The sequence below is a fragment of the Rhodococcus sp. RCBS9 genome (assembly GCF_029457415.1).
Lineage (GTDB): Bacteria > Actinomycetota > Actinomycetes > Mycobacteriales > Mycobacteriaceae > Rhodococcus_F > Rhodococcus_F qingshengii.
The window spans coordinates 5,133,909-5,155,229 of record NZ_CP120422.1; the positions used below are offsets into that span (position 1 = coordinate 5,133,909).

Annotated in this window: 18 protein-coding genes; 13 read left to right on the forward strand and 5 right to left on the reverse strand. The window is 63.4% G+C overall.

Going from position 1 to position 21,321, the window contains the following annotated elements; all coding sequences use genetic code 11:
• Positions 1-17: 17 nt before the first annotated feature.
• Together P0M12_RS24080 and cofC are read right to left on the reverse strand one after the other, a co-directional pair.
• The gene (locus P0M12_RS24080) at positions 18-2,261 is read right to left on the reverse strand and encodes an RNA degradosome polyphosphate kinase (RefSeq protein ID WP_003942685.1); all 2,244 of its coding nucleotides are present in this window, start codon (positions 2,259-2,261) and stop codon (positions 18-20) included.
• A 51-nt stretch (positions 2,262-2,312) separates the two neighbouring features.
• Positions 2,313-3,062 (reverse strand): 2-phospho-L-lactate guanylyltransferase, encoded by a 750-nt coding sequence (gene cofC, locus P0M12_RS24085; protein WP_007729336.1) that lies wholly within the window; start codon positions 3,060-3,062, stop codon positions 2,313-2,315.
• A 126-nt stretch (positions 3,063-3,188) separates the two neighbouring features.
• On the opposite strand from cofC, the gene P0M12_RS24090 reads away from it, so the two are divergent.
• The 3 genes from P0M12_RS24090 (at position 3,189) to P0M12_RS24100 (ending at position 6,513) form a co-directional block, all read left to right on the forward strand.
• Positions 3,189-4,187 carry an NAD(P)H-dependent glycerol-3-phosphate dehydrogenase gene (locus P0M12_RS24090; protein ID WP_030535420.1) on the forward strand — a complete coding sequence of 333 codons (999 nt, stop codon included), beginning with the start codon at positions 3,189-3,191 and terminating at the stop codon, positions 4,185-4,187.
• On the forward strand, positions 4,184-5,335 hold the full coding sequence (locus P0M12_RS24095; RefSeq protein ID WP_003942728.1) for a cystathionine gamma-lyase: 1,152 nt from the start codon (positions 4,184-4,186) through the stop codon (positions 5,333-5,335). The genes P0M12_RS24090 and P0M12_RS24095 overlap by 4 nt, the downstream gene beginning before the upstream one ends.
• A gap of 71 nt (positions 5,336-5,406) precedes the next feature.
• Complete coding sequence (locus P0M12_RS24100) at positions 5,407-6,513, forward strand: D-alanine--D-alanine ligase family protein (protein ID WP_030535421.1); 1,107 nt, start codon at positions 5,407-5,409, stop codon at positions 6,511-6,513.
• On the opposite strand, the gene P0M12_RS24105 is transcribed toward P0M12_RS24100, so the two are convergent.
• Positions 6,514-7,206: a DUF3515 domain-containing protein gene (locus P0M12_RS24105; protein ID WP_003942765.1), complete on the reverse strand. Its 693-nt coding sequence runs from the start codon at positions 7,204-7,206 to the stop codon at positions 6,514-6,516.
• Positions 7,207-7,283: 77 nt separating this feature from the next.
• Here P0M12_RS24105 and P0M12_RS24110 point away from each other — a divergent pair, with 77 nt between their 5' ends.
• From P0M12_RS24110 to P0M12_RS24120, 3 genes are read left to right on the forward strand one after another with little or no spacing between them, the layout of a single operon-like run.
• On the forward strand, positions 7,284-8,333 hold the full coding sequence (locus tag P0M12_RS24110) for a thiamine-phosphate kinase (protein WP_175280102.1): 1,050 nt from the start codon (positions 7,284-7,286) through the stop codon (positions 8,331-8,333).
• A 9-nt stretch (positions 8,334-8,342) separates the two neighbouring features.
• Positions 8,343-8,864: a gamma carbonic anhydrase family protein gene (locus tag P0M12_RS24115; protein WP_003942761.1), complete on the forward strand. Its 522-nt coding sequence runs from the start codon at positions 8,343-8,345 to the stop codon at positions 8,862-8,864.
• Positions 8,864-9,535, forward strand: coding sequence for a uracil-DNA glycosylase (locus P0M12_RS24120; protein ID WP_020907272.1), 672 nt, complete (start codon positions 8,864-8,866; stop codon positions 9,533-9,535). The genes P0M12_RS24115 and P0M12_RS24120 overlap by 1 nt, the downstream gene beginning before the upstream one ends.
• Before the next feature lie 66 nt (positions 9,536-9,601).
• On the opposite strand, the gene P0M12_RS24125 is transcribed toward P0M12_RS24120, so the two are convergent.
• Together P0M12_RS24125 and rpmB are read right to left on the reverse strand one after the other, a co-directional pair.
• Positions 9,602-10,396 carry an enoyl-CoA hydratase-related protein gene (locus P0M12_RS24125; RefSeq protein WP_030535424.1) on the reverse strand — a complete coding sequence of 265 codons (795 nt, stop codon included), beginning with the start codon at positions 10,394-10,396 and terminating at the stop codon, positions 9,602-9,604.
• 131 nt (positions 10,397-10,527) lie between these two features.
• Positions 10,528-10,719 (reverse strand): 50S ribosomal protein L28, encoded by a 192-nt coding sequence (rpmB, locus tag P0M12_RS24130; RefSeq protein WP_003942669.1) that lies wholly within the window; start codon positions 10,717-10,719, stop codon positions 10,528-10,530.
• A gap of 333 nt (positions 10,720-11,052) precedes the next feature.
• Here rpmB and P0M12_RS24135 point away from each other — a divergent pair, with 333 nt between their 5' ends.
• The 7 genes from P0M12_RS24135 (at position 11,053) to P0M12_RS24165 (ending at position 21,319) form a co-directional block, all read left to right on the forward strand.
• Positions 11,053-12,762: a DAK2 domain-containing protein gene (locus P0M12_RS24135; protein WP_003942755.1), complete on the forward strand. Its 1,710-nt coding sequence runs from the start codon at positions 11,053-11,055 to the stop codon at positions 12,760-12,762.
• 73 nt (positions 12,763-12,835) lie between these two features.
• A complete protein-coding gene (gene recG, locus P0M12_RS24140; protein ID WP_003942757.1) occupies positions 12,836-15,097 on the forward strand; it encodes an ATP-dependent DNA helicase RecG in 2,262 nt (753 codons plus the stop codon).
• A 120-nt stretch (positions 15,098-15,217) separates the two neighbouring features.
• Entirely contained in the window at positions 15,218-18,622 is a 3,405-nt protein-coding gene (locus tag P0M12_RS24145; protein WP_003942675.1) for a pyruvate carboxylase, read from the forward strand.
• Positions 18,619-19,185, forward strand: a complete 567-nt coding sequence (gene rsmD, locus P0M12_RS24150) for a 16S rRNA (guanine(966)-N(2))-methyltransferase RsmD (RefSeq protein ID WP_030535425.1) — start codon at positions 18,619-18,621, stop codon at positions 19,183-19,185. The genes P0M12_RS24145 and rsmD overlap by 4 nt, the downstream gene beginning before the upstream one ends.
• Entirely contained in the window at positions 19,182-19,676 is a 495-nt protein-coding gene (gene coaD / locus P0M12_RS24155; protein ID WP_003942776.1) for a pantetheine-phosphate adenylyltransferase, read from the forward strand. Before rsmD ends, coaD begins: the two co-directional genes overlap by 4 nt.
• 131 nt (positions 19,677-19,807) lie before the next feature.
• On the forward strand, positions 19,808-20,569 hold the full coding sequence (locus P0M12_RS24160) for a DivIVA domain-containing protein (RefSeq protein ID WP_003942696.1): 762 nt from the start codon (positions 19,808-19,810) through the stop codon (positions 20,567-20,569).
• Between the two features lie 189 nt (positions 20,570-20,758).
• Complete coding sequence (locus tag P0M12_RS24165) at positions 20,759-21,319, forward strand: YceD family protein (protein ID WP_007729319.1); 561 nt, start codon at positions 20,759-20,761, stop codon at positions 21,317-21,319.
• Positions 21,320-21,321 lie beyond the last annotated feature (2 nt).

A 21,321-nucleotide genomic window follows, 5' to 3' on the forward strand; every position in this document is an offset into this window, starting at 1 on the left:
TGTGTGATCCGAGCCCGTCAAGACCCGCTGGCGGTGCGGCTGCGCATCAACGACTGTTGATGCTCACGTACGTCCTCACCGCGTTCGGGGGCAGCGACCCAACTCCCGTCCGGATGCAGTACCCAGCAGCGAGTTCGGGGATCGAGCGCGGAGTCGAAGATGTCACCGAGTTGCTTCGACAGTTTCGGGTCCTTGACCTGCACCATGACCTCGACGCGGCGATCGAGGTTGCGGTGCATCATGTCTGCGCTGCCGATCCAGAATTCGTCGGCCGAGCGGAAATGGAACATTCGCGAGTGTTCGAGGAAGCGTCCGAGAATGGAACGTACTTCGATGTTTTCGCTGAGGCCGGGAACGCCCGGCTTGAGCGCGCAGATTCCGCGGACCACTATCTCGACGGGGATACCGGCCTTGGATGCGCGGTACAACGCGTCGATGACCTGCTCGTCGACCAATGCGTTGGCCTTCAAGCGGATACCGGCATCGCGGCCTGCGAGCTTGTGAGCGATCTCGTTGTCGATCCGCTCGATGATCCCGCGGCGAACCCCATACGGCGCTACGAGAAGGTTGCGGTAGCTCGTCTTTCGGGAGTATCCGGTCAGCGAGTTGAAGAGGTCGGTGAGGTCTGCACCGATCTCCGGTGCTGCGGTGAGCAATCCGACGTCCTCGTACATGCGCGCGGTCTTCGGATTGTAGTTGCCCGTGCCGATGTGGCAGTAACGACGAATGGTCGAGCCCTCTCGCCTGACGACGAGGCACGTCTTGCAGTGAGTCTTGAGACCGACGAGACCGTAGACGACGTGAACGCCGGCCTGCTCGAGTTTGCGTGCCCACTTGATGTTGGCCTGCTCGTCGAAGCGGGCCTTGATCTCCACCAGCGCGACAACCTGCTTGCCCGCTTCGGCGGCGTCGATCAGTGCATTGACGATGGGGGAGTCGCCGGAAGTGCGGTACAGGGTCTGCTTGATCGCGAGCACCTGGGGGTCGGCGGCGGCCTGTTCGATGAAGCGTTGAACGCTTGTGGAAAACGAGTCGTATGGGTGGTGGACGAGCACGTCGCCTTCGCGCAGGGTCGAGAACACGCTCTTCGGAGTCTCGCGTTCACCGAACGCCGGATGCGTCGCCGGGACGAACGGAGCGTCTTTGAGAGCGGGGCGGTCGACGGCGTAAACCTGCCAGAGGCAGGACAAGTCGAGGAGACCGGAAACCTCGATCACGTCGGCCGGATCGACGTCGAGTTCACGCAGAAGCAGTTCGAGCATGTGCTCGGTCATGTCGTCGGCAACTTCGAGGCGAACTGGTGAACCGAAACGACGACGCGCCAATTCACGTTCGAGTGCCTGCAGCAGATCCTCGTCCCGATCTTCTTCGACCTCGAAATCGGCGTTGCGTGTGATTCGGAAAGCGTGATGTTCGACGATTTCCATTCCGGGGAACAGCACGTCCAGATGAGCCGAAATCAGTTCTTCCATCGGGAGGAAAGAATCGATGGTGGACGAAGATGTCGTGCTCTTGACTCGCACGAACCGGCCGACGTTGTCGGGAACCTTGACGCGAGCGAAGTGTTCGCCGCGGGTGACGGAGTCCTTCACTGTCACGGCGAGGTTGAGGCTCAGTCCGCTGATGTAGGGGAACGGGTGGGCGTGATCGACTGCCAACGGCGTCAGTACCGGGAAGACCTGCTCGTGGAAATGCGCCGAGAGCCGGCCGTGATCGTCGGCACTGAGGTCGGCCCATCGAACGATTGAAATGCCTTCTGCCGCCAGGGCAGGGCGGACCGAGTCGAGAAACACGTGTGCGTGCTTGTCGGCGAGTTCCTGGGTGCGACGCGCGATGAGCGCCAATTGTTCGCGTGGGGAGAGGCCGTCGGCGGACCTGACCGACAGTCCCGTCTCGTCGCGGCGCTTGAGTCCGGCGACCCGGACCATGAAAAATTCGTCGAGATTGGAAGCGAAGATGGCGAGGAACTTTGCGCGTTCGAGCAACGGCAGTGACTCGTCGGCGGCCAATGCGAGAACACGGGCATTGAAATCGAGCCAGCTGAGTTCGCGGTTGAGGTAACGATCCTCGGGAAGTCCGACGAGCAATTCGGGTAGCTCTGCCTTGGTAGCTGCAGGGGGAGCGCCCGGGATGTTGGTGGCGACCGCGACGGCCTGAGATCGCGGCGAGGTGGCCGCGCCGTTCTCGTGCCGGCCGGAGCTGTGGTCTCCGTCCGACTGGTCTTCGGAAATACGGTTTTCGAGTGCTTCGCCATTGCTCACTCGTCGATCATCCCCCACAATCGCGCGGTCCGACAATCGATGAAAGAAAATTCATCGACTGTTCGACGGCGTGGCCTTGAGTCTGGTCAACGAAGCCGATGTCGCGGGGCCTACTCCCAGTGCTCGCACAGTGCCGAGATCGGCATGGGTGTCGACGTCGGTGCGCAGTCCCGGCCATTGGCCGTTGAGTGGACGAGCACCTGAATTGGCATGTCCAAGTGCGGATTCCGGCCCGAACCGAGGGTCGAGCGCGCTTTCGCCGCACGCAAACAATGCGGAAGTGCCGGTGCCGTGGTGATCGACGACGACTGAACGTCCGCCGCTTCGGGCCGCGGCCACGGCCTCCGTCAGTTCGCTCGGTTGCATGGCGGGCAAGTCGGCTTGCAGCACAACGAGGTCGACCACTCCGCGCTTGGCTCGGATATCGGCGGCCGCTGCACTCAACGCCGCGTTGAGGGTTTCCTCCGTGCGCGGTGTTGCGCCGTTGGTTCGGGCGGCGTCGGGAGCTGGATCGGCGTAGACCGTCACGCCGACGGAATATGCAAGGGCGGCAACGGTGGGGTCTGGGGTGACCACTGTGACGCTGTCGATGGCCGAGACGGCTGCAACTGTGGCGAGGGTGTCGTGAAGCATGGCCAACACGAGGTCTGCACGCGCGTCCGAGTCGAGTTCGCCCGCGAGGCGGGACTTGGCCGATCTCAAGGACTTGACGGCCACTATCGCATGCATGGGGCGTTCGATCTCCGTGCGCGCATGCGGTGTCTCCACGGCGTGTGGGTACGGGGGTTCCGCGCTGTCCATCCCTCGATCTTGCCAGTCATCACGCTCGGTGTCCGCGGCTGCCCACCGCAGTGCACCACAGGCGATACTCTGTGCAGACGATTTTTCTGGCGGCGACCCGCTTCGCCGGGTAGACGGGGTGAGCGTGTGAGTAAGGCAGCTGTATTGGGCGCAGGTTCGTGGGGAACGGCGTTGGCGAAGGTGATGGCCGAGGCCGGAACCGACGTGACGATGTGGGCCAGGCGTGAAGAGGTCGCGAAGCGCATCGACACCACGCACGAGAACAGCGACTATCTGCCAGGCATTGCTTTGCCTTCGTCGATTCGCGCGACCCACCACCACGAGGAGGCGATGGCAGGTGCTGACTTCATCGTGCTGGCGGTTCCCTCGCAGTCGCTACGAGCAAACCTGGAGCAGTGGAAAGGCTCGATCGGACCCGATGCGACTCTGCTGAGTCTGGCCAAGGGAATCGAGACCGGGACGCTCATGCGCATGAGCCAGGTCATCGTGTCGGTGACCGGCGTGGAACCGGGGCGCGTCGCGGTGCTCTCGGGCCCGAACCTTGCACACGAGATCGCCGGCGGGCAGCCCGCGGCGACGGTGATCGCCTGTTCGGATTCCTCGCGTGCCCTCGCTCTCCAGGATGCTTGTGCTACCGGCTATTTCAGGCCGTACACCAACTCCGACGTCATCGGATGCGAGATCGGTGGTGCGTGTAAGAACGTGATCGCGCTGGCCTGCGGCATGGCCGCCGGCAGTGGATTCGGCGACAACACGGTTGCCAGCATCATCACCCGTGGGCTCGCCGAGACGATTCGTCTCGGCGTTGCGCTCGGCGCCAAGGCGTCGACTCTTGCAGGCTTGGCGGGTGTCGGTGACCTGGTAGCGACCTGCACGTCCGAGTTGTCGCGAAACCGGACGTTCGGAGAGCGGCTCGGACGAGGCGGGTCGATGGAGTCGGCACAGAAGGCAACCAACGGTCAGGTCGCCGAGGGCGTGAAGTCGTGCACGTCGGTACGCGCACTCGCTGCCGGATACGACGTGGAGATGCCGTTGACCGACGCGGTCCACCGGGTGTGCCACGAAGGCATGGCCGTCAGCGATGCGATCGGTCAGTTGCTCGGACGCCGGACGAAGCCGGAATGAGTGAAATCGGTGTGGGTCGCTTCGAGGATTACGGGGATTCGACGCGCAGCGTGAGCGCCGTCGCGCGCGAACACGCCGCGGGTCAGCCCATGCAACTGGGCCCGATATTCGCTGCGCCGTACCAACTTTCGGCGGACGAAGGTTCCGAGTCCGATACCTATGCACGTGCATCGAACCCGGGTTGGCGCGGACTCGAATCCGCGCTCGCGGCGCTCGAGAGAGCGGACCACGCCCTCGTCATGGGATCGGGGATGTCCGCGATCACCGCTACCTTGCGCAGCGTCCTCGTCGCGGGGGATACCGTCGTCGTGCCCTCGGACGGGTACTACCAAGTGCGGTTGTACGCGAACGAGCGCCTCGCGCCGTTGGGAATCACCGTTCGCGAGGTTTCGACTCTGCAGATGGGCGACGCGAGCTTCGTAGATCTGCTCGACGCGTCACCGGGCCGCGTGGTCGTCGTCGCCGAGACGCCGTCCAACCCGGTGCTGGACGTGGTCGACCTTCGCGTGCTCGCCGACGTGTGCCACCGTTCGGGTGCGCTGCTGATCGTCGACAACACGACCGCGACACCGCTGGGTCAGCGCCCGCTCGAATTGGGTGCCGACGTCGTGGTGGCCAGCGGTACCAAGGCTCTCAGCGGGCACAGTGACCTCCTGATGGGTTACGTCGCCACCTCCGATGCGGCAGTGAGTCGGCGAATCGAGCGTGAGCGACTTCTCTCGGGAACGGTGCTCGGCCCCTTCGAGACGTGGCTTGCGCACCGGAGCCTCGGCACGGCAGGCCTGCGATTCGGGCGTCAGTGCGACAACGCGCTGGCGCTTGCCGAGATGTTGGTAAATCACAAAGCAGTCCGGTCCGTTCGTTACCCCGGCCTTCGCGGTGACCCGTCCTATGCAACGGCATCCGGTCAGATGAATCGATTCGGCGGATTGGTGAGCGTCGAGTTGGATTCGGCTCAGGCATTCCACTCGTTCGTCGAAGCGAGCGCTCTCGTCACGGCTGCTACCAGCTTCGGCGGGATCCACACGACGGCGGATCGCCGTGCGCGCTGGGGCGATCCGGTCAGTGCGGGGTTTGTCCGAATCGCTTGTGGCATCGAGGACACCGCCGATCTCCTGGCCGACATCGAGCGCGCACTCGACGCGTAAACGGGCCGGGTCGACGAAATCGGTCCGGCCCGATCGCGTGCCGCAGTCGATTCGGCGGTACGGTTTGACGCGTGAACAGCAGTCGTACCCGCGTGGCCGTGATCTTCGGTGGCCGGAGCAATGAGCATTCAGTGTCCTGTGTTTCCGCCGGAAGCGTCCTGAGCAACCTCGACCCCGATCGGTACGACGTCGTACCGATCGGCATCACCGTCGACGGTTCCTGGGTGCTCGGTTCGAGCGACCCCAGTTCCCTCGCGATCAGCGGGCGCGCGCTGCCGTCGGTCGACAAAGACGGAACGTCGGTGGTCCTCAGCGCGGACCCCACCCGCGAGGGCGAGGTCATCTCCTTCGACGGCTCCGACGCCGGTGCTGTGCTCGCGTCGGTCGACGTCGTGTTCCCCGTTCTTCATGGGGCTTACGGCGAAGACGGCACGATCCAGGGTCTGCTCGAACTTGCCGGGGTTCCGTACGTCGGACCCGGAGTTCTGGCCAGCGCCGCCGGCATGGACAAAGAGTTCACGAAGAAGCTTCTTGCTGCTGAAGGACTTCCCGTCGGAGTGCAGGTCGTGCTTCGACCGGGAACCGCAACGCTGACCGAAGAGCAGAAGGCGGAATTGGGCCTTCCGGTTTTCGTCAAGCCCGCTCGTGGAGGCTCGTCCATCGGCATCACTCGGGTGAGCAATTGGGACGGTCTGGACGGGGCGATCGCTCATGCACGCCTGCATGATCCCAAGGTGATCGTCGAAGGCGCGATCATCGGCCGCGAGGTGGAATGCGGCGTCCTCGAATTCCCGAACGGCGACGTCAAGGCGAGTGTGGTCGCCGAGATCCGGATGCCGGATTCCGACGCCGATTCGGACGCATTCTACGACTTCGACACCAAGTACCTCGACGACGTCTGTGAATTCGACATCCCCGCGAAACTCGAGGAGTCGGTGAGCGACCAGATTCGAGAGCTTGCTGTCCGCGCGTTCAAGGCACTCGATTGCCAGGGACTCTCGCGGGTCGATTTCTTCGTCACGGCTGACGGCCCGGTGATCAACGAGATCAACACGATGCCCGGGTTCACTTCCATCTCGATGTACCCGAAGATGTGGAACGCCACCGGAATCGATTACCGCACTTTGATTTCGACTCTGGTCGACACCGCCATCGCTCGCGGCACCGGCCTTCGCTGATCAGGGAACCGCGACCGGCGCCGGGTCGAGAGGCTTCTGTTCGAGGGTCGCCGTGATGGTGTCGGAGATTTCCTGAATCGGCGTCGGACCGGTCCCGTCGGGGATCGTGATACCGATGTATTCACCGCGGTCTACGGCAAACCAAGTGCTCGCCGCCAAACCGATGTCGGTTCCCGAGACCTGGAACCACTGGACACCGTTCACGACCTGTAGTGCTGCAGCCTGGTCGAACTCGGACGGACGGTCGAGTCCGCAGCGCAAGACGATCGGCTCTCCTTCGCTGCGCTGCCACGCTGCCGCACCGGCCGGAGCAGGTTCCACCAATTCGGCTTTCGTGAAGTCGTCGATCTTGTCGGGGAGCGCGCCGAGAAGGGAAACGCAGGCCGGCGACTCCGCTGCCGGTGCCGGTACGGGTCCCAATGCAACCGGCGAGAGTTCAGGGTTGTTTCCCGCGACGACGGCCGCGATCACTACTCCGACGATCAGGGCTACCGGGAGTGCGATGGCGGTGGCGATCAGCGCCGGACTGCGGCGCTCTGACGGATCGTCGTCGCCGTCGGGGTCGATGTCGGCGTTGTCTGCGGTGGAGGTGTTTTCTGCCATGCTCAGTTCTTCGCTCGGGTCCTGGTCCAGTCGATCAGCGGTCTTGTCACTTCTGAGAGCATGTCGGTGAATCGGTAGGATTGCCGACACACGCGTGAGCTTGCAGAAGCATTCACGACCACAGCTAGAAGGTACCGCAGGCCGCTTACGAGCGAATTGCGTCGGCATTGGAGAGACTCATCGCATCATCGGAGTTCACTGCATCATCAGAGTTCACTGCGTCATCGGAGTTCGGGTCGGAGCCCACTGTCGAGCAGGTGGGGGAGTTCGACGTGATCGCGCGATCTCTTCTCGGCCGAATCCAACCGGTCACCACTGAATTGGGGCCGGGTGACGATGCCGCCATCGTGACTTCCGGAGACGGCCGTGTGGTTGTCTCGTCCGACATGTTGGTCGAAGGTCGACATTTCCGAATGGATTGGTCTTCACCACGCGACATCGGCCGGAAGGCAGTGGCACAGAACGCTGCTGATGTGGTCTCGATGGGAGCGCGGCCGACGGCCTTCACGGTGTCTCTGGGGTGCCCGCCTTCGACACCCGTCGACGTGGTCGACGCAATCTCCGCGGGAATCTGGGACGCGGCAACCGATCTGGGTGCCGGTGTGGTCGGCGGTGACCTGGTCCAGTCACCGGTGATCGTGGTGTCGGTGACCGTGCTCGGCGATCTCGGTGGCCGTGCGGCAGTTCTGCGTTCGGGAGCAAAGATCGGTGACAAGATCGCGGTCGCCGGGTTGTTCGGTTGCTCGGCAGCAGGGTTGGCACTACTGCTCGACGAAGCCGTACTGCTCGACAAGCCCGCAAACTTTCCAGATTTGCTTGCCTCCCATCGCGTTCCGAATCCTCCGTATCAATCGGCATGGGACGCCGCAGAATCAGCACATTCCATGACGGACGTGTCCGACGGATTGATCGCGGATCTTCGACATCTCGCAGAGGCCTCGCACGCGCGGTTCGACATCTTCTCGGCTGCGGTTCCGACCTCACCCGATGTCGCATCGGCGGCCGAGGCGCTCGACGTCGATCCGCTGGACTGGATCCTCTCCGGTGGTGAAGATCACGGATTCGCAGCAACTTTCGGGCCTGAGGTCGAGATTCCGTCGGGTTGGATCGTGATCGGTGAGGTTGCCGCCGGTTCGGGCGTGAGCGTCGACGGTTCGCTTCGCGAGAGCGGCGGGGGCTGGCACAGCTTTTCGACCACCGGTACCACCGCGGTATAGGTTGCTTTCATGGCTGTATACGCACTTGGAGACAGAGTTCCGGACATTCATCCGGACGCATACGTCCACCCGGACGCGGTGGTGATCGGCGCCGTGACTCTCGCAGCGGGTACCTCGATCTGGCCGCAAGCGGTATTGCGTGGTGACTACGGAACCATTTCGGTGGGAATCGGATCGAACATCCAGGACGGAACCGTCATCCATTGCACCGCCGTCGATGCGACTGTCATCGGTTCCGGTTGCGTCGTGGGCCACAACGCGCACATCGAGGGATCGACCATCGAGGACCATTGCCTGATCGCGTCGGGGTCAGTTGTTCTCAACGGAACGGTGATCGGGACGGGGTCGATCGTCGCCGCGGGTGCGGTGGTGGCCAACAAGATGCAGGTTCCCCCGCGCAGCATGGCACTCGGTGTGCCCGCCAAGGTCCGTGCGGGATACGAGGTTCCGCTCGGCCACCTCGACGGAAACGTCAAGATGTACGCAGCCAATGCGGCGTACTACCGCGACGCGTTGCGCAGGCTCGACTGATGGCGCCGCTTGCAGAGATCGTCGATCCAGGGTGGGCGCGGGCACTCGAACCGGTCTCGGAGCAGATCTCCGCGATGGGTAAGTTCTTGCGCGAAGAGATCGCTGCGGGACGGGAGTATCTGCCTGCGGGAGAGAACGTCTTGCGTGCATTCACGAATCCGTTCGACGACGTTCGGGTGCTCATCGTCGGTCAAGACCCCTATCCGACGCCCGGTCATGCTGTCGGGTTGAGCTTTTCGGTTGCCCCGGACGTGCGGCCGGTTCCGCGAAGTCTCGGTAATATCTACAAGGAGTATCACCAGGATCTCGGGTTGCCGATACCGCCGAACGGCGATCTGACGCCGTGGTCGAAACAAGGTGTGCTGCTTCTCAATCGCGTACTCACCGTGCAGCCGGGTCAAGCCGCTTCTCATCGTAAGAAGGGCTGGGAGCCGGTGACCGAGCAGGCTATCCGCGCTTTGGTGGCGCGGTCGTCGCCGATGGTGGCGATCTTGTGGGGTCGTGACGCGGCCACTCTCGCGCCGATGCTGGGCGACACACCGATCATCGAATCAGCGCACCCGTCACCGCTTTCGGCTTCGCGCGGGTTCTTCGGTTCGCGCCCGTTCAGTCGTGCGAACGAACTCTTGACCGGACTCGGAGCTGACCCGGTGGACTGGAATCTGGGCTGATCGATCAGCGTCTGCACTCACCCGGCATGCCGAACGTCGTGACACGACATTCGGCATGCCAGCTGACTAGGCCTGCTTTGCGGAAGTGAAATCGGGCCGACGCTTGTCGACGAACGCGTCGACGCCCTCGCGTCCGATCGGGCTGTTCGCTGCGATGGCGATGGACGCGGCTTCGGCGTCGAGTTGCTCGGCGAGCGAGTTCGTCCGCGACGAACGCAGCAGTGCCTTGATTCCCGAGTACGACGTACTCGGTCCGTTGGCCAGAGCGCGGGCGAGGCGAGCTGCCTCTTCTTGGACCTCGTCGTCACCGACGAGTCGGGTGAGGATCCCCAGGCGGACGGCTTCGTCGCCACCGATCACCGAATCGTTGAGAAGAATCTCGCGAGCGCGTGCCACGCCGACGATGCGTGGAAGCGTCCACGACATTCCGCCGTCGGGGGTGAAACCGATGGAGGGGTACGCGGGGCGAAGCTTGGTGCCGGTGCCGCCGATTGCGACGTCGGCGAGGCAGACCAGGCTCATTCCGGCGCCGGCAGCCCATCCGTGGACCCCGGCCACCACTGGAGCGCTCGCAGCGTCGAGCGCGCGAACGAACACGTGGAAGACGCGGGCAACCTCGGCCACGTACTCGCCGCGGTCAGGGGCTGCGGCGAACGCACGGACGTTGCCGCCGGCACAGAAGTTTGCGCCTTCGCCGACCAGAAGGATGCTCCCGATGTCGTTTCCGACTGTCTCGAGCGCCTGCGCGCCCTGAACCAGTCCTTCGTCGTCGAGGGAGGTGCCGTTGGCGGCGGTGGAAATGGTGATGCGGAGTACGCCCTCGTCGAGGGTCACTTTGCTCAGGTCATCGATGGAAGTCACTCAACGCACATTACGGGTGTCCGACAGCCATACGAAACACGGGGACACATAGATACAGCCACATAGATACAGCTCTGCCCCCGTCACCGAAGTGACGGGGGCAGAGCCTGCAATAGTTTGTGCTCGGGCAATCAGCCCCGAGCGACCTTGCCTGCCTTCAGGCAGGAGGTGCACACGTTGACCTTACGGGTGTTACCCGGGGCAACCTCGGTACGAACAGACTGAATGTTCGGGTTCCAGCGACGATTGGTACGCCGGTGCGAGTGCGAGACCGACTTACCGAAGCCGGGCCCCTTGGCGCATACGTCGCAGACGGCAGCCATAGTCGCGAACTCCTTGTTAGAAATGAATATTGAAGTGGTTACCCTACACGGTAGGGCAGCCAGAATTACAATCCGAATATACTCGACTTCGAACCGATCCTTGACCGCTCACTGTGCAGTCGAACGTGAAAACAGTCAATCAGCAACAAACAAAGTGCAGCATTATTTCGTGTAGCCCGTTCGAGGCAACCGTGTAAGAGTAACCGCTTCCGGCCCGAATGGCCAAACCGCCCGGTAATGACGGTTGCGCAGAAGCGTCGGACTACCCTCGACTGCACCGATCACCGATCTCTTTTTCATCGTCAGTCTTTCCATCGTCGAGGGGAACCGTCAGTGGGGGAAGTGCAACGCGTCGCCGAGGAAGCGGAATCCGTCGCGGACGGACATCTGCTGCGGCGCTGGGCCCGCCGGGCGGTCGACAGCCTCCAGAAACGTCGCGGTGAGATCAACAGCCTCAACGTCTTTCCCATCCCTGATTCGGATACCGGCACCAATCTGCTGTTCACGATGCGGGCTGCACTCGATTCCGCCGAGACGATCGAGGACGACGTCCGCAGTGCGGGCCGCGTCGCCAACGCTCTGGCTCGGGGCGCCGTGTCCGGTGCTCGCGGTAATTCCGGAGTGATCCTCTCCCAGGTGATCCGGGGCATCGCCGAGAGCGTTCAAGGTGAGCACATCGACGGCCGAAGCTTCGCGAACTCGCTGACCACGGCGACGACGCTGGCCTCTCGGGCTGTCTCCGATCTGGTGGAAGGCACCATCGTCACGGTATTGCGTGCATCGGGAGAAGCAGCGCAGGAGTGCGTCGACACCAGGACACCGAGCGGCGAGGATCTTGCATCCGTGGTTGCCGCCGCTGCCGACGCCGCTGCGGTCGCACTGAACAAGACGCCGGAGCAACTGGACGTTCTCGCGTCCGCCGGGGTGGTCGATGCCGGGGGATTCGGTCTGGTTCTGATCCTCGACGCTTTTGTCGAGGTGCTGACCGGGAAGCCGCAGGTTCGCGAAGATCTGGGGACGCCGGACCCGAGGTCGAGCGCAGTTGTCGACGTCAGCGCATTCGATCACGATTGGGCTCACAAGAGCCCGATCGAATGTGGTGATCACTCGGAACAGGATTTCGAGGTCATGTACCTCGTCGACGACTCCGACGACGATCGCATGACGGCGCTGCGCACGCGGCTGTCCGTCCTCGGAGATTCGACGGTCATCGTCAGCGACGGTTTCGGCGGCTGGTCGGTGCACGTGCATTGCTGCGATGCCGGTGCAGCCGTGGAAGCCGGCCTCGAGGCCGGGAAGGTTCACGGTATTCGCATCAGCAGTTTTCTCGTCGACGAACGCGACCAGTTGGTGGCACGGGCGGAGAGGCGATTCCCCGGGGCCGGCGCGCGCGGCGTACTGGCCGTCGTTGCCGGTGACAGCGCGGCGGCGTTGTTCGAGAGTGAGGGTGCGACGGTTCTTCGGTGCGACGATGCGCCGGTGACACGCGCACAACTGCTCGGCCGCATTCGTCAGATGGAACGCAGCGAAGTTCTGGTGCTTCCGAACGGAGCTTTGACCGCTCAGGAACTCGTCGCAGTCAGTGCCGCTGCACGCGATCCGCTTCACCAGGTTCTGCTGCTGTCGACGTCGTCGATGGTCCAGGGCCTGGCAGCACTTGCCGTTCACGACCCTCAGCGCAACGTCGCCGACGACGGCTTCACGATGTCCGAGGCGGCGGCCGCCACGCGCTGGGGATCGTTGCGGATCGCGGTCGAGCGTTCGCTGACCTACGTCGGGACATGTGATCCGGGTGACGCGATCGGTCTGATGGGGCACGAGGTGGTGCTCATCGGTCCCGACGTCGCGGAGTCGAGTGCGCGACTGGTCGACCTCGCGCTCGGATCCGGCGGCGAACTCGTGACCCTACTCATGGGCGCAGACGCGCCGGACGACCTGGCCGGGCAGCTCGAGGCGCACGTCGTCGCGCACCACCCGGGCGTCGACGTGCTCGTCTATCAGGGTGATCAGCCGGGTGACCTGTTCCAGTTGGGTGTGGAGTGATCGAACCTGGTCTGTCGGTGACTGCTGATATACGAACACATGTGCTTACCGCGACACTGTGCTGGAGGAACTGATGGCGACGCTCGCCGACCCACTCGATCGGCTGCTGGGAAAGAAGACCGCGGACGCGCTCGACGAGGCATTCGAGATCCGCACCGTCGAGGACCTGCTGCGTCACTACCCACACCGGTACGCGTCGGCAGGCAAGGAACTCGCCGAGAAGGAGCCGCCCGAGGGTGAGCACATCACCATCATCGCGCGGGTGGCGTCGGCCGCCGTCGTGAAGATGAAGAACCGTCCGGGGCAGATGTTGCGAGTATCGCTGGCGACTGATTCGCAGACCGTCGACGTCACGTTCTTCAACCCGCAGAAGGTGCGGCACGTCATCAAGCCCGGCGTTCGGGCGATGTTCTCCGGGACGGTGAAGTACTTCCGCGGCAAGTGGTCTCTCACTCATCCGAGCTACCTGATTCTCCCGGAACCTCGTGTCGGCGAAGAGGATTCGGTAGTTCCGCTTGCATCCATCAAGGGAGCCGGTGACCTTGCGGGCCTGGCTCGCGCAAATCAGGATCCCGGCGCCGAACTCGATCTGTCCGTCTTCGACCGCGCGTTGATCCCGCTGTACCCGGCGACCCGCGAGGTCGAGAGCTGGACCATCATGCGGTGCGTGCGGCAAGTGCTCGACCAACTCGATCCGATCGAGGAGCCGTTGCCCGCCGAGACTCGGGCCGAGCACGGATTCATCGGTTTGGACGAGGCGCTGCGCACCGTTCACCTGCCAGATACCAAGGAAGACATCGAACGAGCACAGGATCGTCTGCGTTTCGACGAGGCGCTGTCTCTGCAGTTGGTCCTCGCGATGCGTCGTCACGACAATTCCGAGCGTGTGGCTCCGGCCTGCGCTCCGGTCGCCGGCGGGATCGCGGACCAGTTCGAGGAGATGCTCCCGTTCACTCTGACGGAGGGACAGCAAGCAGTCGCGGAGGAGATCTCCACCGACCTTGCCCGCCCACACCCGATGAGCCGCCTTCTTCAGGGCGAGGTCGGGTCAGGCAAGACGATCGTGGCTCTGCGCGCGATGCTGCAGGTCGTCGATGCGGGTTATCAGTGCGCGTTGCTCGCACCCACCGAGGTCCTGGCAAATCAGCACGCGCGATCACTGCGCAAGATGATGGGCTCGCTGGCTGCAGGTGGTGAACTCGGTTCTGCCGAACATTCCACCCGTATCGCCCTTCTTACCGGCTCGCTGCCAGTCGCTGCGAAGCGCGCAGCGCTGCTCGAAGCCGTGACCGGCGACGCCGGGATCGTCATCGGTACCCATGCGCTCATTCAGGACAACGTCGAGTTCTTCAACCTCGGCATGGTTGTCGTCGACGAGCAACACCGCTTCGGCGTCGAGCAACGTGATCAGTTGCGATCACGTGCCCGTGAAGGACTGAGTCCGCATCTGCTGGTGATGACGGCAACGCCGATTCCGCGAACCATCGCCATGACCGTGCTCGGCGACCTCGAGGTCTCGACCCTGCGAGAGCTTCCACGTGGGCGAACCCCGATCAAGAGCAGTGTCGTGCCCGCGAAGCAGAAGCCGCAGTGGGTCGATCGCGCATGGGAACGAATCCGTGAGGACGTCGCCGACGGCCGTCAGGCGTATGTCGTGTGCTCGCGGATCGGTGACGGCGAGCAGGGTGCAGGCGAAGACCAGTTCACCGAGGAGAAGCAGCCCGAGACCAAGTCGGCGGTCGACGTCTTCGAAGAGCTGTCGAGTGGTCCGCTGGCCGATCTGCGAGTCGGGTTGCTGCACGGTCGACTGCCTTCCGACGAAAAGGACGTCGTGATGAGCGCGTTCAACGTCGGTGACATCGACGTCCTCGTCTGTACGACCGTTGTCGAAGTCGGTGTCGACGTTCCGAACGCGACGGTGATGGTGATCGTCGACGCCGAGCGGTTCGGCGTCAGTCAGCTCCATCAGTTGCGTGGCCGCGTCGGTCGAGGGAAACACCAGGGACTGTGCATCCTCGTCACCGGAAGCAATCCCGGGGGACCGGCGTACGAGCGGCTCTCGGCGGTGGCAGCGACCAACGACGGGTTCGAACTGGCTCAACTCGACCTCGCGACCAGACGTGAAGGAGACATCCTCGGTGCGGCGCAGTCGGGCACAACCTCGAATCTGCGGCTGCTTTCCCTCATGGCCCATGGAGACATCCTCGAGTCCGCCAGGGAGTTCGCTCAGGGAATCGTCGACTCCGATCCGTCGCTCGACGGTCATCCCGCCCTCGCGTCCATGGTGACCGCTGCCCTGGACTCCGACCGGATCGAGTACCTCGAGAAGTCGTGAAGGGTATGACGACAAGCTGAAATCGAATAGCACGAGGACCGCCGGGTTGGTTTCTCGATTCAGTCCGAAATATGAGACTCCGCATGTAGACGCAAGATGAAATCGGGGTAGTTTTCTCGAATGTTCTCCAAAGTGCTCGTCGCGAACCGCGGCGAAATTGCGATCCGTGCCTTCCGCGCCGCCTACGAACTAGGTGCCGGAACCGTCGCGGTGTTCCCGTACGAGGATCGGAATTCGATCCACCGTCTCAAGGCAGACGAGAGCTACCAGATCGGGGAGAAGGGTCACCCCGTTCGCGCGTATCTCTCGGTCGAGGAAATCGTCGCCGCCGCCAAGAGCGCCGGAGCCGACGCCATCTACCCCGGTTACGGCTTCCTCTCCGAGAACCCGGACTTGTCGGCGGCGTGTGCCGAGGCAGGCATCAAGTTCGTCGGCCCGTCCGCCGAGATCCTCGAGTTGACCGGAAACAAGGCTCGGGCCATCGCAGCGGCAAAGGCCGCCGGTCTCCCGGTGCTCGCGTCTTCGGAGCCGTCAGCGGACATCGACGAGTTGCTCGCGGCCGCCGAGGACATGACCTTCCCGCTCTTCGTCAAGGCTGTCGCAGGCGGCGGTGGGCGCGGAATGCGCCGTGTTGCGGAGCGCTCACAGCTCAAGGAATCGATCGAAGCCGCAGCGCGCGAAGCGGAATCGGCCTTCGGCGATTCGACGGTCTTCCTCGAGCAGGCCGTCATCGACCCGCGGCACATCGAAGTGCAGATCCTCGCCGACGAGCAGGGCAACGTCATCCACCTCTTCGAGCGTGACTGCTCGCTGCAACGTCGCCACCAGAAGGTGATCGAGCTCGCTCCGGCGCCCAATCTCTCGGAAGAGTTGCGCGCCAAGATCTGTGCCGACGCCGTCGCCTTCGCGAAGGAGATCGGATACACGTGCGCGGGCACCGTCGAGTTCCTTCTCGACAAGCGCGGCAACCACGTCTTCATCGAGATGAACCCGCGAATTCAGGTCGAGCACACCGTCACCGAAGAAGTGACGGACGTGGACCTGGTCCAGTCGCAGCTCAAGATCGCGTCCGGTTCGACGCTTGCAGAACTTGGTCTGTCACAGGAGACGATCAAGCTTCGCGGCGCGGCGCTGCAGTGCCGCATCACGACCGAGGATCCGGCAAACGGATTCCGCCCGGACACCGGCCGTATCACCGCGTACCGCACCCCGGGCGGAGCCGGTATCCGCTTGGACGGTGGCGCCACACTCGGCGCCGAGGTCGGAGCGTACTTCGATTCCATGCTGGTCAAACTCACTTGTCGCGGTCGCGACCTCGAAGCCGCTGTGGCGCGAGCTCGCCGCGCGGTCACCGAGTTCCGCATTCGTGGTGTCTCGACCAACATTCCGTTCCTGCAGGCGGTTCTCGACGACCCGGACTTCCGGGCCGGACGTGTGACGACCTCCTTCATCGAGGAACGTCCTCAGTTGCTGACTCTGCGTTCTTCGGCAGACCGCGGCACGAAGATCCTGACCTACCTCGCGGATGTGACGGTCAACAAGCCTCACGGTGAGCGGCCCTCGGCGGTGTACCCGCAGGACAAGCTGCCCAAGATCGATCTTTCGACGCCTCCTCCTGCCGGTAGCCGTCAGCGCCTGCTCGAACTCGGACCCGAAGGTTTCGCGAAGGCACTGCGTGAGCAGAAGGCCGTCGGCGTCACCGACACCACCTTCCGTGACGCGCACCAGTCGTTGTTGGCCACGCGAGTTCGAACCAGCGGACTGCTCGGAGTTGCCGGGCACGTTGCGCGGTTGACGCCGGAACTGCTCTCGATCGAAGCCTGGGGCGGCGCGACCTACGATGTGGGACTTCGCTTCCTGCACGAGGATCCGTGGTACCGGCTTGCCGCACTGCGTGAGGCGATTCCCAACATCTGCCTCCAGATGCTTCTTCGCGGTCGAAACACGGTGGGCTACACGCCGTATCCCGAAAAGGTCACGCGCGCATTCGTTCAGGAAGCCACCGACACCGGCATCGACATCTTCCGAATCTTCGACGCGCTCAACAACGTCGACCAGATGCGCCCTGCCATCGACGCGGTGCGTGAGACCGGAACGGCCCTCGCGGAGGTGGCGCTGAGCTACACCGGTGATCTGTCGGATCCGAACGAAACTCTGTACACGCTCGACTACTACCTGAAGTTGGCCGAAGAGATCGTCGATGCCGGCGCTCACGTGCTCGCGATCAAGGACATGGCAGGCCTGCTGCGCGCTCCGGCAGCTACCAAGCTGGTGACCGCGCTACGCAGCAACTTCGATCTGCCGGTTCACGTTCACACGCACGACACTCCCGGTGGACAGCTGGCGACGTACTTCGCCGCTTGGCAGGCGGGCGCCGACGCAGTCGACGGTGCTTCCGCGGCACTGGCCGGAACCACCAGCCAGCCTGCGCTCTCGGCCATCGTCGCCGCTGCCGCGCACTCCGAGTTCGACACCGGACTGAACCTGCAGAACGTGTGCGACCTCGAGCCGTACTGGGAGGCGCTGCGAAAGGTGTACGCGCCGTTCGAATCCGGATTGCCGGCGCCGACGGGTCGCGTGTACACGCACGAGATTCCGGGAGGCCAGCTCTCCAACCTCCGGACCCAGGCCGTTGCTCTCGGTCTCGGCGACCGGTTCGAAGAGGTCGAAGCCAAGTACGCCGACGCGGACCGCATGCTCGGGCATCTCGTGAAGGTGACGCCGTCGTCGAAGGTCGTCGGCGACCTCGCCCTCCACCTTGTCGGCGCCGGCGTGCCTTCGGAGGAGTTTGCCGCAGATCCGGCGAAGTTCGACATTCCCGACTCCGTGGTGGGCTTCCTGCGCGGTGAACTCGGTACGCCTCCCGGTGGTTGGCCGGAACCGTTCCGCAGCAAGGCACTCGAAGGACGTGGCCAGGCCAAGCCCGAAGCGACGTTGTCCGCTGAGGACGAGGTGCTGCTCGAGGGCTCGTCGAAGGACCGTCAGGCGACGCTGAATCGTCTGCTGTTCCCCGGCCCGACAAAGGAATTCCTCGAACACCGCGAGAAGTACGGTGACACGTCGCGGCTTTCGGCGAACCAGTTCTTCTACGGTTTGCGGCGCGGCGACGAACACCGCGTCGAGTTGGCTCCCGGCGTTGAGCTGATCATCGGTCTCGAAGCGATCTCCGAGCCCGACGAGCGCGGCTACCGCACTGTCATGTGCATCCTGAACGGTCAATTGCGCCCGGTCTCGATCCGCGATCGCTCCATTGCCAGTGACGTACCGGTGGCGGAGAAGGCCGACAAGAACAACCCGGGCCACGTGGCGGCACCGTTCGCGGGCGTCGTGACGCTCGCGGTGAAGGAAGGCCAGAAGATCGAGGCCGGCGACACCGTGGCCACGATCGAAGCAATGAAGATGGAAGCGGCGATCACCTCGCCGCGCGCCGGCGTCGTCTCTCGGATCGCGATCAGCGCCGTCCAACAGGTCGAGGGCGGAGACCTGCTGGTAGTCGTCTCGACGGGGGAGAGCGCCGCAGAGTGACACGCATCATCTCGGGACTCGCGGGCGGTCGACGCCTGCGAGTCCCGCCGAGCGGCACCCGTCCGACGTCGGATCGGGTTCGTGAGGCGCTGTTCAGTGCTCTCGAAGCGCGCATCGATCTCGAAGGGTGCGCGGTTCTCGACCTCTTTGCGGGTTCGGGTGCTCTCGGCCTCGAGGCGCTCTCGCGGGGAGCCGAGCACGTTGTTCTCGTGGAATCGGATGCCAAGGCTGCTGCCGTCATCAAGGCGAACATCGGCACTGTCGCGTTGCCTGGGGCGACGGTTCGCGCCGCTCCGGTTGCGGCCGTGGTCTCGGGTCCGAGCGCGCGTGAATACGACATCGTGATCGCGGACCCACCGTATGCGGTGACCGACGAGGCCGTCGTGTCCATGCTCACCGATCTGCAGGCCAACAAATGGGTGGGGGAGGGCACGATCGTGGTACTCGAACGATCGTCGCGCTCGCCGGAGACCGTGTGGCCTCAGGGCTACGAGCCGATCAAGGCCAAGAACTACGGTGAAGCCCGCATCGAGCTGGCCACCTGCTACGGTCTGGACTCATGACTGGCGCCGTCTGCCCCGGATCCTTCGACCCTGTGACAAACGGTCACCTCGACGTAATCGGAAGAGTTGCTGCGCAATTCGACGAGGTCGTGGTCACCGTGCTGATCAACAAGAGCAAGCGTGGCATGTTCACGATCGACGAGCGGATCGAGATGCTCGAAGACGCGACGAGTCACCTGCCCAACGTTCGCGTCACGTCGTGGCACGGATTGTTGGTCGACTACGCGAAACAAGAAGGCCTCAGCGCGATCGTCAAGGGTCTGCGCGGCGCGAACGACTTCGATTACGAGCTGCAGATGGCTCAGATGAATCAGAAGCTCACGGGCGTCGACACACTGTTCGTCGCCACGAATCCGACGTACAGCTACCTGTCGAGTTCTCTGGTGAAGGAAGTCGCGACTTTCGGCGGCGACGTCTCCGACATGTTGCCGGCCAAAGTGCATTCTCGGCTACTCGCACGTATCGCCGAGCGAGCAGCCGAAAACAGCTGATCCCCGACACACCGACCACGACGACACCCCGTTGGCCGTTCTTCCGGCAAACTTGGACAGGAACGGGCACAGGTCCGAGTGGACCGGTGACGATGTGGGCCGATTTCGGCCGGTAGAGATTGGGGTTGCTTGTGTACCGCGTATTCGAGGCACTGGACGAACTGGTCGCAATTGTCGAAGAGGCGCGCGGTGTTCCCATGACCGCAGGGTGTGTTGTGCCTCGCGGTGACGTACTCGAGCTACTCGACGACGTCCGGGACGCAATTCCGAGCGAGCTGGACGACGCTCAGGACGTCCTCGATCATCGCGACAAATTGGTCGGTGACGCGCGAGCAAACGCCGAGAAGACGGTCAGCAGCGCCAATGCCGAGGCAACCTCGACTGTGGAGAACGCACGCGACGACGCCGACCGGATTCTGTCCGATGCCAAGGCTCAGGCCGATCGCATGGTTGCCGAAGCGCGTGCGCACGCCGATCAGTTGGTCGAGGACGCCGAAGCAGAAGCGGAACGGACCGTCACCGACGGCCGTCGTGAGTACGAGGCCGTCACCGGACGGGCGCGTGCCGAGGCCGATCGGATGATCGAGTCCGGCCAGGCCTCGTACGAACATTCGGTGGCGGAGGGAACGGCGGAGCAGGCTCGTCTGGTGTCGCAGACCGAGGTTGTCCAGTCAGCTCACGCGGAATCCGCGCGAGTGATCGACGCCGCTCATGCCGAGTCCGACAGGATGCGTTCAGAGTGTGACCTGTACGTGGACACCAAGTTGGCCGAGTTCGAAGAGTTCCTCACCGGAACGGTTCGATCGGTCGGGCGTGGTCGTCAACAGCTTCGAACGGGTTCGGGGGTTCCCGACTACCAGGACGACGATCGTCGTTCCGAGCGGCGCCGATAGAGCAGACAAGTCAGTCGAGGGTGGGTCGTCCGATATGGGGCGGCCCACTTTTTCGTGGATCGAATTGGGATTTGCCTTGTAGCTGCCGTATTGTGGAGTGGTTGCCCATACCAGTTTCAACAGTTAGGTGAGTTCTCTTTGTCAACGCATCGTCGTAGTTCGTCGCATCAGTCAAGTGATGCGGGATTTTTGCTGGACACGGTCAAGCTCGGTCGTCGTCCAGGGTCGATGCGTACCGTCGAGAGAACAATTCAGTCCCCGAACCGTATCGGTCTCGATCTGATCGCGATCGAAGCGGGCGCGGACATAGATCTCGATCTTCGTCTCGAAGCAGTGTCCGAAGGCGTTCTCGTCACCGGAAACGTGCACGCACCCACCAAGGGTGAATGCTCGCGGTGCCTTGAACCTTTCACCGACACCGTGGACATCTATCTCACGGAGTTGTTCGCTTACCCGGACAGCACCACCGAGGAGACGACGGAAGAGGGAGAGGTCTACGCGGTCGAAGACGACGAAATCGACCTCGAACCGGTCATCGTCGATGCAGTCGGGCTGGCGCTTCCGCTCCAGCCTCTGTGCAGTGACGATTGCCTGGGATTGTGCTCAGAATGTGGCATTCGCCTGGCGATTGCGGAATCTGGGCATGGGCATGACATACTTGATCCTCGCTGGGCTGGTCTCGCGGCCAAATTTGGCGTGGAATCAAACACCAGCGAAAATCTTGTGATCACCGAAGCCGAGGAGAAGTAGAA

What these genes read in the sequence shown, in the direction of transcription:
- rpmB (WP_003942669.1), bottom strand. Translation starts at nt 10,719, where the DNA reads ATGGCTGCCGTCTGCGACGTATGCGCCAAGGGGCCCGGCTTCGGTAAG.
- P0M12_RS24095 (WP_003942728.1), top strand. Translation starts at nt 4,184, where the DNA reads ATGAGTGAAATCGGTGTGGGTCGCTTCGAGGATTACGGGGATTCGACG.
- P0M12_RS24120 (WP_020907272.1), top strand. Translation starts at nt 8,864, where the DNA reads ATGGCGCCGCTTGCAGAGATCGTCGATCCAGGGTGGGCGCGGGCACTC.
- coaD (WP_003942776.1), top strand. Translation starts at nt 19,182, where the DNA reads ATGACTGGCGCCGTCTGCCCCGGATCCTTCGACCCTGTGACAAACGGT.
- P0M12_RS24145 (WP_003942675.1), top strand. Translation starts at nt 15,218, where the DNA reads ATGTTCTCCAAAGTGCTCGTCGCGAACCGCGGCGAAATTGCGATCCGT.
- recG (WP_003942757.1), top strand. Translation starts at nt 12,836, where the DNA reads ATGGCGACGCTCGCCGACCCACTCGATCGGCTGCTGGGAAAGAAGACC.
- cofC (WP_007729336.1), bottom strand. Translation starts at nt 3,062, where the DNA reads ATGGACAGCGCGGAACCCCCGTACCCACACGCCGTGGAGACACCGCAT.
- P0M12_RS24115 (WP_003942761.1), top strand. Translation starts at nt 8,343, where the DNA reads ATGGCTGTATACGCACTTGGAGACAGAGTTCCGGACATTCATCCGGAC.